Source organism: Flavobacteriales bacterium (assembly GCA_030584065.1).
GTDB lineage: Bacteria > Bacteroidota > Bacteroidia > Flavobacteriales_F > PHOS-HE28 > PHOS-HE28.
Genome location: CP129489.1, coordinates 2,718,799 through 2,733,972 on the forward strand (window position 1 = coordinate 2,718,799; position 15,174 = coordinate 2,733,972).

Consider the following 15,174-nt stretch of genomic DNA (forward strand, 5'->3'; position numbering starts at 1 on the left):
TCAATCGTGAGAGACCAGGTTGCGCTGGAGCCTGAGCCACTCCATGGCCGCCTGGCGGTCGGGGAACATCTGGATGGGCCGGCCCGGCTTGTGATGCCGCACGAACACGTTGGCGGCGAGCTGGTGGCCGAAGTCGCGCACGATGATCGCGTCGGCGGCTATGTAGCGCGATGACTCCATCGAACTGGCATAAGCCCGGGCCTCATTGCTCATGGCGGTGCCCACCCCTACGGAGACCATCAGCAACGCCTTGCGGCCCTTTCGCTCGGCCTCGATCGCCTCGAACATCCGCTGCACGTCCTCGGGGCCCACGAGGCGATTGTCCTTGAAGTGCGTGTGCACGATATCGTCATCGAGGAAGGTGACGGTGCAGGACTCCAGATCCGTGGCATGCAGGATGGTCATCGGCGGACTGCGGGGTTCAAAGTTACGGCTGGCCGCAAGGGATCGGCTCAGCGCACCAGCAGCCAGGCCGAACGGCCTTCGGTCCCGCGCACTCGGCCCAGTGCAGCCATGGCTTCGCCGCGTGTGGCGTAGCTGCCGTACGCCACCGGATGCAGCTGCCCGCGCTGCTTGAGGCGTCGCGCAGGGAAGCCCTTCGCCAGCAGTTCGGCCAGGAGCTTATCGGCATTCTCAGGCTGCGCGAAGCAGCCGCCCACGACATGGTAGCGGAGACCCGCTTCGGCAATCGGCGCGGCCTTCACAGCCACCGCCGTCGACTCCGCCGGTGCCTCCTTCGGCCGGCCCAGGTCGACCCGCAACCGGACATCGCGCTCCGCGTCGAGCACCACCTCGTGGATACCGGAGCCGCTTGCGGGAAGCACGAGCGGCTCAGGGCGCTCCACCGGTATGAGGGCTGCGGTCCCCGGAGCACGGTAGGCGGCTGCCGGACCGGAGCGCCACGGAGCGATGCCGCTCCATTGCTGCTGGCCCAGCCCGCTGCTTCGATAGGCCCAGAACGCAGCCGTCCCGAAGAGGATTGCAGCCGCAGCGGCCGCAGCCCATAGCATCGCCGGCCGACGGCGCTCCTCCGGCTCCGCGGGCGCGGCCGGCGGCGGCAAGGGGCGGACCAGCGGCGCCGTCCTGGCCTGCTCCACGGGAACGGCGGCCAGCGGACGCAGGCCCAAGGCGTCCTTCAGGTAGTTCGTGCGCCGGTCGGGCTCGAACTGCAGGTTGTGCTCCGCATCGCGGAAGAAGATACCGATCTGCGGCAGCTCCAATCGGCCTTGCCGCTCCAACGACTGCCGCCAACCGGCCACCTCTGCATCGATGCGCGTGGTCGCCGTATCGAATCCGATACCCTCGCGCTTCGCGAGGTGGTCCGCGAGGAGCCCGTCATTGCGCACCAGATGGCGGTTGAAACTCAGGTCCTTGCCAGGCGGATGGATGAGGCGTCGGGCCTCATCTAGCCGGGCCGGGCGGTAGTGCGTGAGGAAACCGCCCCATTGCGGCACGATCACGCAATCGTGGCAGAAGAGGAGGTCGTGCAGATCGCGCTCGATGCCCATGATTCCGAGGCCAAATCTAGGCAAGGGCCACCCGCCGGCGGGCCTCCTCCAGATCGGCGGGGGTATCCACGCAGAAGGAGGGGTGCACGGTGAGGCCGATGCGCACCTTGTACCCGTTCTCCACCCAGCGCAGCTGCTCCAGCGATTCGGCCAGCTCCAGCGGCGAGGGCGGCAGCTGCACCAAGCGTTCCAGCACTTCGGCTTTGTAGCCATAGAGCCCCACGTGCTTCAGGAAGCGGAAGCGGAGGTGGCGCGGGCCCGGACCCGGATTGCGCAGGAATGGGATTGCCGCGCGGCTGAAGTACAGGGCATCGCCGTTCACGTCGGTGGTGATGAGCACCTCCCCGGCATCGTCGAGGTCGCGGTCATCCGTCACCGCTTGTGCAAGCGTGGCGATGCCGCCCGGAGCGCTTCGCAGCGCCTCGCAAAGCTCATCGATCTGCTCAGGGGCGATGAAGGGCTCATCGCCCTGCACGTTCACCACGGCATCGTAGCGGTCGCGCCCCACGCGCAGAAGGGCCTCGTAACAGCGGTCCGTCCCGCTGGGATGCGCGGCCGAGGTCATCACCGCCTCAGCGCCGGCGGCGCGCACATGCTCCAGCACGCGCTCGTCGTCGGTGGCCACCACAACCCGCTCCAGCGCGCGTGACCTCCTCGCCTGCTCCACCACGCGCATCACCATGCTCGTGCCTCCGATGTCCACAAGCGGCTTGCCCGGCAGGCGGGTGCTCGCATGGCGGGCGGGGATGATGCCGAGGAATCGCATGAAACGGCGGCAAGGTACCGATCAGCGCTCGCCCTTGGGGGTGTATGCGTCAAGGCCCAGATTGCCCGCGCACTCCGGGATTCTGGCCATCGCTTCTGCACCTATGGGCGCCACTGACATCAAGCACCGCTATGCGCAACCCTCAAAAGCGCTGCGCTAGTGCTCATGCACGTGAACCTCCAAGGAACCGGCCAGCACGGCCTCCCCACTGGGCTCCCTGCACAGGATCATCAATCGGTCGGATGCCCGCCTCACCTCGGGGGTGAGGTACCACATGCGGATGCTGTCGCCCACCGCCCACCGCGTGGTCCGCGCATGGTAGGGGTAGCCGCCGTGCTCCATCGCCACCATCACTTCCACGGAATCGGCCACTACGGGGCCGGGCCGGAATCGCACCTCCACCCAGGCATGGTCGGTGGTGACGGCCTCTCCGTACACCGCTTGGAGCGCTCCGTTGGCGGCCCGCAGCACTGCGGAAGCCCTGTAGCCGGTGAGGTCGGGCCTGCGGGTGAAGTCTTCCTGCACGCGGTCCACCAGCAGCAGTGCATCCATGCCCTGCAACGGCGCCGTGCGCATCCAGGCCGCCTTGTAGGCGGGCCAGGTCATGCGCGATGTGTGCAGGATGCCGCGCTCGATCTGCCAAGTCTGGAACAGGTTGAGTGCGGTGAGGGCCAGCAGCAGCGGAAGCGCTGCGCGCGCGCGCCACGGCCGCTCCTTCAGCACGGTGAGCACGGCGCCCAACGGGATGGCCATGACCGCGTAGCCCTGCACCAGGGCCCGCTGCCCGAAGCTGTCGGCATACCACCAGCAGCTCCAGCTGCTCACCACGTAGAGGTTCAGCGCGAAGAAGCCGGTGAGCGCCCACCTCCAGGCCGGCAGCGTGCGCCAGACCACCGCCAGCCCGAGGGTGGCCACCAGCATCAGCGGGGTGTACACGTACCAACCCTTGCGGAAGCTGAACAGCGCTTCACGCGTGAAGGGGCTCAGGAACTCGAAGCCCTCGCCGGGATTGTTGTAGCTCATGTAGAGCCAGCGACCGGTCATCCACTTCCAATAGGCCAACTGCGGAAGCGTCACGAGCGCTGCTACCGCAGCCAGGAGCAGCAGATGGCTGCGGCGCTGCCAGAGCCAGGCGCCGTGCGCACGCAGCCGGCCGGCTTCGCCGCAGCCCGCCATCAAGGGCACCACCGCCCACACCGCCTCGGAGGGGCGCGACACCACCATCAGGCCGAGCAGGAAGCCGACCGCCGCCGCATCGCGCGCACGGCCTTGGGCACGCCACCGGATGGTGCGCCACAGCACGCCAGCGCCCAAGGCGAACAGGAAGATGTGGGGCATGCCCAGGCCCGCTGCAGCCTGATGGAACAAGTTGGTGCCGGTGACCAAGAGGGCGAGCGTGGCTGCGGTGACGGCCTCGGTGAAGAACCAGCGCAGCACGCGGCGCAGCGTGAGCAGCCCGACAAGCAGATAGGTGAGCCCGGCGGCGATGAGGGCCGCCTGGTAGGGCCACGAGAAGCCATCGCGCGGGGCGCCCAGCGCAGCCGCCGCTGCATGCCCCGTGGCGAAAAAGGGCGACCACAGCAGGGCCAGCCCCATCGGATATCGGTTCACCCACCGCCCATCCGGCAGCTGCGTCAGCTGGTAGAGGGTGCCGGTGTTGTCGTAGGCCGCATCAGCCGCCTCCACCCAGCCGCGGTCACGGATGCCGGGGTCGCCGTGCAGCAGGGCGGCGGGCAGGTAGAGGTGGTAGCCGAAGGTATCCCAGCTGATGATGTTGCGCGGCGGATGCAGCGCCACGGCTGCGGCCACCAGCACCCACAGCGCGAACGCCACGGCCAGCGAGGGCGTGATGCGCCGCGCAGCGCGTTCCATCACAGCGTGGCGCTCAGCTGCACCTGCACGCTCCGTGGCGCTTCGATGGAGAGCGGACGCAGGGAGTACACTTCGTTCGTGAGGTTGTTCATTATGAGTGCCACGCGCAGCTGTTTGGAGAGGTCCATGCCGAGGCGCGCATCCACGATCCAATCACCGGTGCGGTGCGTCTCCATCCACTCGCGCACTCCTGTGGGCAGCGTGCCGTCATCGTCAAGGTCGATGAAGGCCTTGTCGATGTTCTGCACATGGCTGTTATAGCGCAGACTGAAGCCCGCGAAGACCTTGCGGTAGCTCAGCTGCATATCGGCGCGGAAGGTGTTCCGGATGCGGAACTTGAGGATGTCGCCGCTGGGATCGAAGCTCGTATTGCGGTAGGTGGCGGCCGGGATGATGATGATGGGCTCGGTGGCTCCGGGCGGAACAGGGCCGGGCACGGGCTGGGCATAGACCTGGTCGGGCGTGGTGCTGATGGGCGTGGTGGCCGTGTAGCCGAGCATGGCCTGGATGCCCAACTTGCCGATGTCGCCCTTGCCGGTGAGCTCCAGCTCGTAGCCGGTGACGCGCGCTCCGCCGGTGTTCACGCTCTTGAAGCCCAACCCGTAGAAGTTGGCCAGCGGATTGAACAGGTCGAAGGCCTCCCATTGACCGAAGGTGAATTCCACATAATCCTGGAAATCCTGCTGGAACCACACGGCATCCAGGTAGCCCATGAAGCCGCCGAGCTTGAAGCCCTGCTTCACGCCCACCTCGGTGTTCCAGCTCTGCTCGGGCCGGATGTCGGCATTGGGGAAGATGCGCAGCTGCCCCACGCTGGTGCTGATGAAGCGCTCGCCGATGGTGGGGAAGCGGAAGCCCTGCCCGTAGCTGGCGCGCACGTAGGTGGCCTTGTGGGCGCGGAAGGTGGCCCCGGCGCGCACCACCGGTTGTCCGGCCTCGGCCTCGTTGACGATGAACTGCTCGTACCGCACACCGGCCGAGAGCGAGAGGCGCTCACCGAAGAGCTTCTTGTCCACCTGGAGGTAGCCGGCCAGGTTGCGGGCCATGTTTCGGTCGCTGCCCTCGCCGTTGCCGCGGTACAGCTCGGCGGTGCTCACCACATCGCGCAGCAGTGCGCCGCCCGTGATGATGGTCTCGCCGAAGAGTTCCACCTTCTGCTGCACCTGGTACTCGGCATGCCAGGTCTCATTGCCATTGCTCTGGCCGTTGTCGTTGTCGAATAGCTGGCGGTGGTAGCGTGTCCGCAGGCTGTGCCGGGTTCCGGCGGCGGAGGTGTAGCCCACATAGGGGTCGAGGTAGTACTGGGTGCCCTGCGTCCGCGTGACGGTGCCGTTCTGCGGGCGGTAGAGGCCGCGGTCGGTATCGCCCCAGATGAAGACGCTGGTGCTTTTGCTGCGCATGGCGTTGGCATTGAGCCCGACGGTGAGCCCTTGAACGCGCCTGCTCCGCCAACGGAGCCCCGCATTGAACCGGGCGCGATGGTCGTACCCGCCTGGGCCCAGGCGGTACGGATCGCGCGCTATGCTGTCCGCGGGCTGGGGCTCGGGGCCCACGAAGCCTTGGTCGCCGAAGGCGTTGCCGCCGAGGACGAGGTCGAGCCGGCCGAACTGCTGGGAGTGGAAGAAGTTGGCGCCGCCGAAGAGCGGGCTGTTCGCATCCCACCACTTGGCCGGCGCATGGCCGGGCGCATCGTAGACGCCAGAGAAGGTGGTGATGCGCGTGCGCGGCTCGCTCCGCGGATAGGCGGTGCGCACATTGATGACGCCGCTGAGGGCCGCACTGCCGTAGAGCACGGAGGATGCGCCCTTGATCACCTCCACCTGCTCCAGGTTCTCCAGCGGGAGGAAGGTCCAGTTGGGCCGGCCGATGTCGCCGCTCAGGATGGGGACATCGTCCACCAGCACCATCACACGGCTGCCTGCACCATAGCTGAAACCGCTGCCCGCGCGGATCTGCGGCTCCTCATCCACGATCACCACGCCCGGCACCTGATCCAGGGCCTGGTCCATGCTGGTGATGTTCTTGTTGAGCACGATCTCCGGGCGCAGCACGCTCAGGCTCTGCGTCACCTCGCCCACACGCTGCTCGAAGCGCCCGGCCGAGACCACCACCATGTCGAGCTGAGCGCTGGCAACGGCCATCTTCACGTCCAGGATGCGCTGCTCTCCGGCCGCAAGCACGAGCGCTTCGGTGCGCGATACGTATCCCACATAGCTGTAGGTGATGCGCGCCTCGCCGGCAGGCAGCTCCAGGCGATAGGCGCCGTTGACATCGGTGGCGACGCCCCTGCCGCTGGCATAGGTGACATTGACCCCGATGAGGGCCTCGCCGGTGGCGGCGTCGGTGACTTTTCCGGTGAGCGCGGCCTCTTGGGCGCACGCGAGCGTTACGGCTGCGGCGCTGAGCGCAGCGGCGATGATTCGCATCATGCGGTGGCGATCTGGTGGCCGCAGTGGCTATGGTGAGGGCCGGCGGTTGTGGCGAATGTAGCCGAAGCCCGTCATGGCGCACCAGCATCGCACCGGCGCCGGACCAACCGCTGCTCCGGCCTGATAAAAGGGCCTTTGGCTTAGGCGAAGCGGATGAGGTTGGGCCGCTGCTTGCTTCCTTCGCATCACCCGCGCACGGCAAGCCTGGCCCATGGAAGACCAAACGCTCATCCACCGCATCGCGCTGAGCATGCTCAAGGGCATCGGTGCGGTGAATGCCCGCAGCCTGGTGGCCTACTGTGGCGGGGTGGACCCCATCTTCATGGACCCCAAGGTGAAGCGCACCCTGGAGAAGGTGCCGGGCATCGGTCCCAAGCTCATTGCCAGCATCACCGACAGGAAGGTGCTGCCGGCAGCGGAAAGGGAGCTGGCCTATGCCCGCAAGCACGGTGTGCGCCTGTTGTTCTACCTCGATGAGGCCTACCCCAAGCGGCTGAAGCAGGCGGAGGATGCGCCAGTGCTCCTCTTCGTGAAAGGGCCTGCCGACCTGGACGCCGCGCGGATGGTCAGCATCGTGGGCACGCGTACGCCCACCGACCAGGGCAAGCGGCTCTGCGCCGAGCTGGTGGAGGGCCTCGCCGATTCCGGGGCCGCCATCGTGAGCGGCCTGGCCTACGGCATCGATATCGTGGCGCACCGCACCGCGCTGAAGCAAGGCATGCCTACGGTAGGCTGCGTGGCGCACGGCCTGCATACGGTCTTCCCCAGCGAGCACCGCCGGGATGCCGAGCGCATGGCCGAATCGGGAGCGCTCGTCACCGAGTTCCCCACCGGCATGAATGCCATGGCCGGCAACTTCCCGGCGCGCAACAGGGTGATCGCCGGGCTGAGCGACTGCACGGTAGTGGTGGAGAGCGGGCCCAAGGGCGGAAGCTTGATCACGGCCGACATCGCCAACAGCTACGACCGGGAGGTCTTCGCGCTGCCGGGCCGGCCCACCGATCCGCGCAGCGAGGGGTGCAACCGCCTCATCCAGCAGAACAAGGCCATGCTGATCACCTCCGCCAAGGATGTGGTCACCCTGATGGAATGGCTGCCGAAGAAGCGCAAGGCCCCTGTGCAGGCGGCCCTCTTCCCCGACCTGCTGCCCGATGAACAGGCCCTCGTGGACATCATCAAAGCCAAGGGCAAGGTGCACATCGACGAGCTCTGCCTCGAGAGCCGCATGGGCCAGGGGAAAGTGGCGGGCATCCTGCTCAACCTCGAGTTCAGCGGCGTGGTACGCGCGTTACCGGGCAAGGCCTATGCGCTCAATTGAGGCGAGCGGGGCCTTTGCTGGGCTGCCGCACGGTTCAAAGTCGCATGGCCGACCGTCATCGGATGAGCCGGCTTTCCGACCCGTTCACCACCTGAAATCCCGCGCCTACCTTCGCGCCCAAATTCCCAAAAACCCATCCATGGCTACCGCCAAGAAAGGCGCTTCCAACGTGCAGAAGCAGGTGGACGCGTTCATGAGCTACGTGAAGGCCAAGAACCCCAACGAGCCCGAGTTCCTCCAGGCCGTTCACGAGGTGGCCGAGGCAATCATCCCCTTCATCGAGGAGAACCCCAAGTACCAGGGCAAGATGCTGCTGGAGCGCATGGTGGAGCCCGAGCGGGTGATCATGTTCCGCGTGCCCTGGGTGGACGACAAGGGCAACATCCAGGTGAACCGGGGCTATCGCGTGCAGTTCAACAGCGCCATCGGTCCCTACAAGGGCGGCTGCCGCTTCCACCCCACGGTGAACCTCAGCGTGTTGAAGTTCCTGGGCTTCGAGCAGACCTTCAAGAACAGCCTCACCACCCTACCCATGGGCGGCGGCAAGGGCGGCAGCGACTTCGACCCCAAGGGCAAGAGCGACAATGAGGTGATGCGCTTCTGCCAAAGCTTCATGACCGAGCTGTGGCGTCACGTGGGCCAGTTCACCGACGTGCCTGCGGGCGACATCGGTGTGGGTGGTCGCGAGATCGGCTTCATGTTCGGCCAGGACAAGCGCCTGCGCAACGAGTTCACCGGCGTGTTCACCGGCAAAGGCCGCACCTGGGGCGGCAGCTTGATCCGTCCGGAGGCAACAGGTTACGGCTGCGTGTACTTCGCCGCCGAAATGATGAAGGAGAACAAAGAGGACTTCAAAGGCAAGATCGTGGCGGTTAGCGGCAGCGGCAACGTGGCCCAGTACGCCATCGAAAAAGCCACCCAACTTGGCGCCAAAGTGGTAAGCTGCAGTGACAGCGATGGTGCCATCTATGACCCCGCAGGCATCACCGGCGAAAAGCTCGCCTTCATCATGGACCTGAAGAACGTGAAGCGCGGCCGGATCGAAGAGTACGCGAAGAAGTTCAAGGGCAGCACCTACAAGAAAGGAGCCCGGGTTTGGGACATCGTGGCCAAATGCGATGTGGCCCTGCCCTGCGCCACCCAGAACGAACTGAACGACAAGAACGCCAAGGACCTGGTGAAGAAGGGTGTGAAGTATGTGGCCGAAGGGGCCAACATGCCCACCACCCCCGAAGGCATCGAGGTGTTCCACAAGGCCGGTGTGGCCTTCGCCCCGGGCAAGGCCAGCAACGCCGGTGGTGTGGCCACCAGCGGCTTGGAGATGAGCCAGAACAGCTTGCGCATGAGCTGGACCCGCGACGAGGTGGACGCCCGCCTGCACAAGATCATGAAGGACATCCACGCCGCCTGCGTGAAGCACGGCAAGGAGGGCCGCAAGATCAACTACGTGAAGGGCGCCAACATCGCCGGTTTCGTGAAGGTGGCCGATGCGATGCTGGAACAGGGGGTGGTGTAGGGCATACGACCCTGGAAGAGGGGAAGGGGCCGTCTCGCAAGGGGCGGCCCTTTTGCCGTGGATGTCATTTCTGCGTGCATGCCCGATCGTTCACATCCGACCACCCTTCCCGATGAATCATGATACCTCCCCAACGACCGATCCGAGCTCCAACACATGAGACCCCTCCTACGCAACACGCTCCTTGCCACGATCATCGCGCTTCTTGTCCAACCCATCGCTACACGTGCGCAGGATGGAACGGTGGACCCTTCCTTCACCGCAGGCACCAATGGCCCGGTATACTGCATCGTGCGACAACACGATGGGAAGCTGCTCATCGGCGGCAGGTTCACCGAGGTGAACGGCACTGCACGGGGCGGGGTGGCACGCCTGCACGCTGATGGCACCTTGGACGCAGGTTTCAGCACCGGCACCGGCCTCACCAGCACCACCATCGTCGATCCAACTGTATACACTCTGGCCAGTACCGCCGATGGCAAAGTGCTGATCGGGGGCTATTTCACCGGTTATGATGGCACAGCCGTGGCCCACCTGGCCCGGCTGAACAACGACGGCACGCTCGACGACACCTTCCTCAGCGGCACCGGACCGAACAGTGAGGTGCGCGCGTTGGCCGTTGCGGCAGATGGGGACATCTGGATGGGCGGCGCTTTCTCTCAATACAACGGTAACGCAGCCAGCAACATCATACGGTTGAATGCCGACGGTAGCGCAGACACCGACTTCCAACCCGTCGGCACCTTCGGGCCACAGCCCGGTACATTCGGCTCAGTCGTGAATGGTCTGGCGATCCGGCCCAGCGGCACCGTGCTCGCCGTTGGTTCCTTCGGCACCTTCAACAGCGAAGTCCACCGCAACATCATCCAGTTCCTCCCGGATGGTTCGGTGGACCCTGGCTTCACCACCGGGACCGGCGCGTACGGCGGCTACTACACCAGACTGGAAAAGGTGACGGTCGCATCGGATGGAGGCGCTTTCATCGTCGGCGACTTCACGTACTACAACGAGGTGTTCCGCTCGCGTATGGCCCGGCTGAACGCTGATGGCAGTCTGGACACCGCTTTCGATCCGGGCGTGGGGCCTTCGGAAGGTCCCGTCATCGCCGGGCCGATCCCCATTACCTGCGCAGCACTGCAACCCGATGGCAAACTGCTCATCGGAGGGTGGTTCCGCCGCATCAGCGATACGGAGCGCAGGCAGCTGGCGCGGATACTACCTACGGGAGCGCTGGACACGACCTTCGACCCCGGCACGGGGCCTGATGCGGACGATTGGTTCGGCATCGAGGTACTCACCATCCTTCAATTGCCGGATGGCAACCTGATCGTGGGCGGCACCTTCACCACCTTCGACGGTGCTTCGCACGCGAACCTGGTGCGCATCCACTCCAGTGTTGGAACCGGCATCAACGCACACACGAGGCCCGGGCTGCACCTGATGGCCGATGCCAGCACGTTGCGCCTGCGGCACGACGAAAAGCCAGCCAGCATGCATCTGTTCGATGCCACGGGCCGCACCGTGCGGGGGGGCTCCCACACCGTCGAACTGCCCATCACCGATCTTGCCACGGGCACCTATGTGCTGCGGGTGCATTGGGGCGGCGGCAGCCACCAGGCAACGCGGTGGGTCAAGGGGTGGTAGTCCGATCGCATGCTCCGCGAGCGGCCCTTGAACGGGAAACCCCGTCAGGCATTCCTGACGGGGTTTCCCGCTTTCTCAACGAAGACCTTTGTCAGCAGAACTCGTCGTAGGCCATCATCAAGTTGTCCGCGATCATTTCGGCACTGCGGCCCTCGATGTGGTGGCGCTCCAAGAAATGCACCAGCTTGCCATCCTTGAAGAGGGCCATGCTGGGGCTGCTGGGCGGATAAGGCAGGAAGTGCTTGCGCGCTTGGATCACAGCATCGGTATCCACGCCGGCGAATACGGTGACGAGCTTGTCCGGGCGCTTGCTTCCGCGGAGGCTGTGCTTCACCCCCGGGCGAGCGGCACCCGCGGCGCAGCCGCATACGCTATTGACCACGCAAAGCACGGTACCGGGCTGCGTCAAAGCCCTGTCTACCTGCTCGGGCGTCTTCAGCTCCTCGAATCCGGCGGAGACCAGGTCCATCGCCATGGGAGCAGTGAGTTCAGGAGGATACATGGAATGTTGATTTTCTGTGTTCGTTGGCACCGGAGCCCTCCGCGTGCAGGGCAAAGGTACCGCCTTCGGCCGCCCATGCGGCTTTCGGACAGGATCCCTCTGACCGCAGGAATGCGGTTGCCCTGCAGGGTCCCATCTCGGTACTTTCACAGCCCTTTGCTGAAACCATGATGATTCGGAACCTGCTGACAGCCGCTCTTCTCCTTTGTGCAACGGCAGTCCATGCTCAGCGGCTCCCTGCCGCGGCCCAGGCCGAACTGGAAGCCGCCGGCTTCCGTGCCGGCGATCTGGCCGGGCTGGTGCTGAAGGACAGCTACCGCAGCGCGCATAACGGTGCCACCCATCACTACTTCCGGCAGCGCTGGCAGGGAATCGAGGTCTGGAACGGGGATATCGCCATTCACCAGCTCGCTGACGGAAGCCTCGCGCGCATCAACAACGGTGCGTTCACCGGCCTGGAGAAGCGCGTGAACGCCACGGCACCGCTCATCACCGCCGAAGCGACCCTGGGCAGCGTGCTGCGCAAGACACTCCCCTCAACCGGCATGCCCCAGCTCCTCTCCGTAGAGGACGAAGGCCGGCGATGGGTCTACGAAGGAAGCGGCCTCGGAGGGGAGAAGGCGGTGGTGCAGCTGGTGTACCAGCCCGTGAGGGAATCGCTCAGGCTGGCGTGGAATGTGAACCACTACACCCCCGATGGCAGCCATTGGTGGAACATCCGCATCGATGCGCTGAGCGGCGAGGAACTCGACCGCAATGACTGGGTGGCCCAATGCGGATGGGGCGAATGCGTCCATACCGATGCAGGTTCGCCCGAGGAGGATTCCGCCCCGGCCGCGCCCAATGATTACAACGTGTACCCATGGCCTACGGAGAGCCCCAGCCACGGCCCGCGCGGCATCCGCAACGCGCCTTGGGGCGATGGCGGAGTCGCCTCGCCCTACGGCTGGCACGACACGAATGGCGCCGCCGGTCCGGAATACACCGACACGCGCGGCAACAATTGCCGTGCGCAGGATGATGTTGACGCCAACAACTCCGGCGGCACCCGGCCCAGCGGCGGCGCCACGCTCGACTTCGACTTCCCCATCGACTTGACGCAGGCGCCGAGCACCTACCTGCCCGCTGCCATCACCAACCTCTTCTACTGGAACAACGTGTGCCACGACGTGTGGTACCAGTACGGATTCGACGAGGCCTCCGGCAACTTCCAGGAGAACAACTACGGGCGCGGCGGTGCCGGCAATGACTGGGTGAATGCCGACGCACAGGATGGCAGCGGAACCAACAACGCCAACTTCGGCACGCCGCCTGACGGCAGCAACCCGCGCATGCAGATGTTCCGGTGGACCAACACCAGCCCCCAGCGGGACAGCGACCTTGACAATGGGGTGATCGCCCATGAGTACGGCCATGGCATCAGCAACCGGCTAGTAGGCGGCCCCTCCAACACCAGCTGCCTGGCCAACAACGAGCAGATGGGCGAGGGCTGGAGCGACTACTTCGCCCTGGTGATGACGATGAAGCCGGGCGACACCGGTCCCATGGGCCGCGGCATCGGCACCTACCTCCTTGGCCAGCCCACCACCGGCGCCGGGATCCGGCCAGCGCGGTACAGCACGAGCTTCGCGGTGAACGACTACACCTACGCGAACACCAACAGCGGCATCAGCCAGCCACACGGCATCGGCTTCGTGTGGTGCACCATGCTGTGGGAGATGACCTGGGAGCTGATCAACGTCTACGGCTTCGATCCGGACATCTACAACGGCACCGGCGGGAACAACATCGCCATGCAATTGGTGATCGACGGCCTGAAGCTGACGCCCTGCAACCCCGGCTTCGTGGATGGCCGCGATGCCATCCTGCTGGCCGACCAGATCAACAACGGCGGCGCCAACCAGGACTACATCTGGGCTGCCTTCGCCCGGCGTGGCCTGGGCGCCAGTGCCGATCAGGGTTCGACCACCAGCCGCACCGACCAAACGGAGGCCTTCGACACCCCGGTGCCCAACAATGTGGGCGTGTTCGCCATCGTCTCACCGCCGGTGAACCTGTACACCTGCCCTGATGGGGTGGTGCCCGTGGTGGTGGAGATCCGCAATTCCGGGTCGCAACCGCAGAGCGGGTTCCCGGTGTCGTATAGCGTGAACGGAGGCGCTCCGGTGACCGAGATCTTCACCGGCACGATCGGCGCCGGCGGCCTGGCTACCTTCAGCTTCAGTCAAGCCGCCACGCTCTCGGGCAGCGGGCCCTTCGACTTCGTGGTCGGTACCGCACTCGCAGGTGACCAGCTCACCTCCAACGACCAACAAATGCGATCCGTGACCCCGACGGCGGCCACGGTCGTGCCGGCGACCTACACCCAGGATGTGGAAGGCGGTAGCACCACCCCGGCGGGCTGGGCCCTGCAGAATCCGGACAATGGCATCACCTGGAGCACCACCCAGCTCACCAACGGAGCACTGTGTGCCAGCAGCCGGGCGTGGTCCATCGACTACTACTCGTACGCCGGCTCCGGCCAGGAAGACCGCTTGGTCTCACCGGTCGTGGACCTCAGCGCCTCTGCAGGCACGCGCTTGAAATACCATCATGCCTATGTGATCTACGGCCCGGGGTATGAGGACGGCATGCGGGTGGAAGTGAGCGGCAACTGCGGTGCGACCTGGACCACCGTGTTCGAGCAGAGCGGTTCGGTGCTGGCCACGGCATCCGCCTCCACCTCCTCGTGGACCCCAACGAACTGCTCGCAATGGCGCCTGAACGACATCGACCTGAGCGCCTTTGATGGTGGCTCGGTCATGGTGCGGTTCACGGGCATCAATGGCTACGGCAACAACCTCTATCTGGACAACGTGGTGGTGGAAAGTAACGGCGTGCGCGTGGCGCTGGACCTGATGCTTCAAGGACCATACGACACCGGCACCGACCGGATGCGCGATGGCCTGCGCACCGGAGGGCTGCTTCCGCTCACCGAGCCGTTCACCGCGCTGGGCATGCGCACAGCAGGCCCTGTCACTGGCGAGACCACCGACACCGGCGTTCTGGCCGTTACCGGTGACAATGCCATCGTGGACTGGGTGCTGCTTGAACTGCGTGATGCCACGGCCGCGGAGTCCATCGTGGCCACCCGGGCCGCGCTCGTGCAACGCGACGGCGACGTGGTGGACAAGGATGGGGTTTCACCCGTGACCTTCACGGCCACCACAGGCAATTACCATGTGGCCGTGCGCCACCGGAACCACCTGGGTTGCATGACGGCAGCGCCCGTGGCCCTGAGCGGCACGGCGACGAACATCGACCTGACCAGTGCCGCAACAGCGACCTATGGCACGGATGCGCGTCGGGCCGAAGGGACGCGCATGCTCCTGTGGGCCGGGAACGTGCTGCGCGATGCCACCCTGCGCTACACCGGTGAGGACAATGACCGCGACCCCATCCTGCAGAGCATCGGCGGCAGCGTGCCCACGAACACCTCGGCAGCCGGCTACCATCAGGAGGATGTGAACATGGATGGCGTGGTGCGGTACACGGGCGAGGATAACGACCGTGACCCCATCCTGCTGAACATCGGTGGCAGCATCCCTACCAACACGCGGCCGCAGCAGCTTCCGTGACC

The 15,174-nt window shown here is 65.6% G+C and carries 10 protein-coding genes; 4 read left to right on the forward strand and 6 right to left on the reverse strand.

Translation table 11 applies throughout. From position 1 onward, the window contains the following. From QY325_11520 to QY325_11540, 5 genes are all read right to left on the reverse strand, one after another. A complete protein-coding gene (locus QY325_11520) occupies positions 1-405 on the reverse strand; it encodes a hypothetical protein (GenBank protein ID WKZ65390.1) in 405 nt (134 codons plus the stop codon). 47 nt (positions 406-452) lie between these two features. After that, positions 453-1,508, reverse strand: coding sequence for an SPOR domain-containing protein (locus tag QY325_11525; GenBank protein WKZ65391.1), 1,056 nt, complete (start codon positions 1,506-1,508; stop codon positions 453-455). 16 nt (positions 1,509-1,524) lie between these two features. Then, positions 1,525-2,274, reverse strand: a complete 750-nt coding sequence (kdsB, locus tag QY325_11530; protein ID WKZ65392.1) for a 3-deoxy-manno-octulosonate cytidylyltransferase — start codon at positions 2,272-2,274, stop codon at positions 1,525-1,527. Between the two features lie 156 nt (positions 2,275-2,430). Further along, positions 2,431-4,146 (reverse strand): hypothetical protein, encoded by a 1,716-nt coding sequence (locus QY325_11535; GenBank protein ID WKZ65393.1) that lies wholly within the window; start codon positions 4,144-4,146, stop codon positions 2,431-2,433. Further along, positions 4,146-6,575 carry a TonB-dependent receptor gene (locus tag QY325_11540; GenBank protein WKZ65394.1) on the reverse strand — a complete coding sequence of 810 codons (2,430 nt, stop codon included), beginning with the start codon at positions 6,573-6,575 and terminating at the stop codon, positions 4,146-4,148. Before QY325_11540 ends, QY325_11535 begins: the two co-directional genes overlap by 1 nt. A gap of 211 nt (positions 6,576-6,786) precedes the next feature. Here QY325_11540 and dprA point away from each other — a divergent pair, with 211 nt between their 5' ends. From dprA to QY325_11555, 3 genes are all read left to right on the forward strand, one after another. Next, positions 6,787-7,893, forward strand: a complete 1,107-nt coding sequence (dprA, locus tag QY325_11545; GenBank protein ID WKZ65395.1) for a DNA-processing protein DprA — start codon at positions 6,787-6,789, stop codon at positions 7,891-7,893. 169 nt (positions 7,894-8,062) lie between these two features. Then, complete coding sequence (gene gdhA / locus QY325_11550) at positions 8,063-9,409, forward strand: NADP-specific glutamate dehydrogenase (protein ID WKZ67978.1); 1,347 nt, start codon at positions 8,063-8,065, stop codon at positions 9,407-9,409. A gap of 156 nt (positions 9,410-9,565) precedes the next feature. Then, entirely contained in the window at positions 9,566-11,053 is a 1,488-nt protein-coding gene (locus QY325_11555) for a hypothetical protein (GenBank protein WKZ65396.1), read from the forward strand. Between the two features lie 91 nt (positions 11,054-11,144). Here the strand turns inward: QY325_11555 and QY325_11560 are convergent, their stop codons facing one another. Beyond that, the gene (locus tag QY325_11560; protein ID WKZ65397.1) at positions 11,145-11,555 is read right to left on the reverse strand and encodes a BrxA/BrxB family bacilliredoxin; all 411 of its coding nucleotides are present in this window, start codon (positions 11,553-11,555) and stop codon (positions 11,145-11,147) included. 167 nt (positions 11,556-11,722) lie between these two features. Between QY325_11560 and QY325_11565 the strand changes: the two genes are divergently transcribed. Beyond that, positions 11,723-15,172: a M36 family metallopeptidase gene (locus tag QY325_11565; protein WKZ65398.1), complete on the forward strand. Its 3,450-nt coding sequence runs from the start codon at positions 11,723-11,725 to the stop codon at positions 15,170-15,172. The last annotated feature ends 2 nt before the right edge of the window (positions 15,173-15,174 follow it).

What these genes read in the sequence shown, in the direction of transcription:
- QY325_11535 (WKZ65393.1), bottom strand. Translation starts at nt 4,146, where the DNA reads ATGGAACGCGCTGCGCGGCGCATCACGCCCTCGCTGGCCGTGGCGTTC.
- QY325_11540 (WKZ65394.1), bottom strand. Translation starts at nt 6,575, where the DNA reads ATGATGCGAATCATCGCCGCTGCGCTCAGCGCCGCAGCCGTAACGCTC.
- QY325_11555 (WKZ65396.1), top strand. Translation starts at nt 9,566, where the DNA reads ATGAGACCCCTCCTACGCAACACGCTCCTTGCCACGATCATCGCGCTT.
- dprA (WKZ65395.1), top strand. Translation starts at nt 6,787, where the DNA reads ATGGAAGACCAAACGCTCATCCACCGCATCGCGCTGAGCATGCTCAAG.
- QY325_11565 (WKZ65398.1), top strand. Translation starts at nt 11,723, where the DNA reads ATGATGATTCGGAACCTGCTGACAGCCGCTCTTCTCCTTTGTGCAACG.
- kdsB (WKZ65392.1), bottom strand. Translation starts at nt 2,274, where the DNA reads ATGCGATTCCTCGGCATCATCCCCGCCCGCCATGCGAGCACCCGCCTG.
- QY325_11560 (WKZ65397.1), bottom strand. Translation starts at nt 11,555, where the DNA reads ATGTATCCTCCTGAACTCACTGCTCCCATGGCGATGGACCTGGTCTCC.
- QY325_11525 (WKZ65391.1), bottom strand. Translation starts at nt 1,508, where the DNA reads ATGGGCATCGAGCGCGATCTGCACGACCTCCTCTTCTGCCACGATTGC.
- QY325_11520 (WKZ65390.1), bottom strand. Translation starts at nt 405, where the DNA reads ATGACCATCCTGCATGCCACGGATCTGGAGTCCTGCACCGTCACCTTC.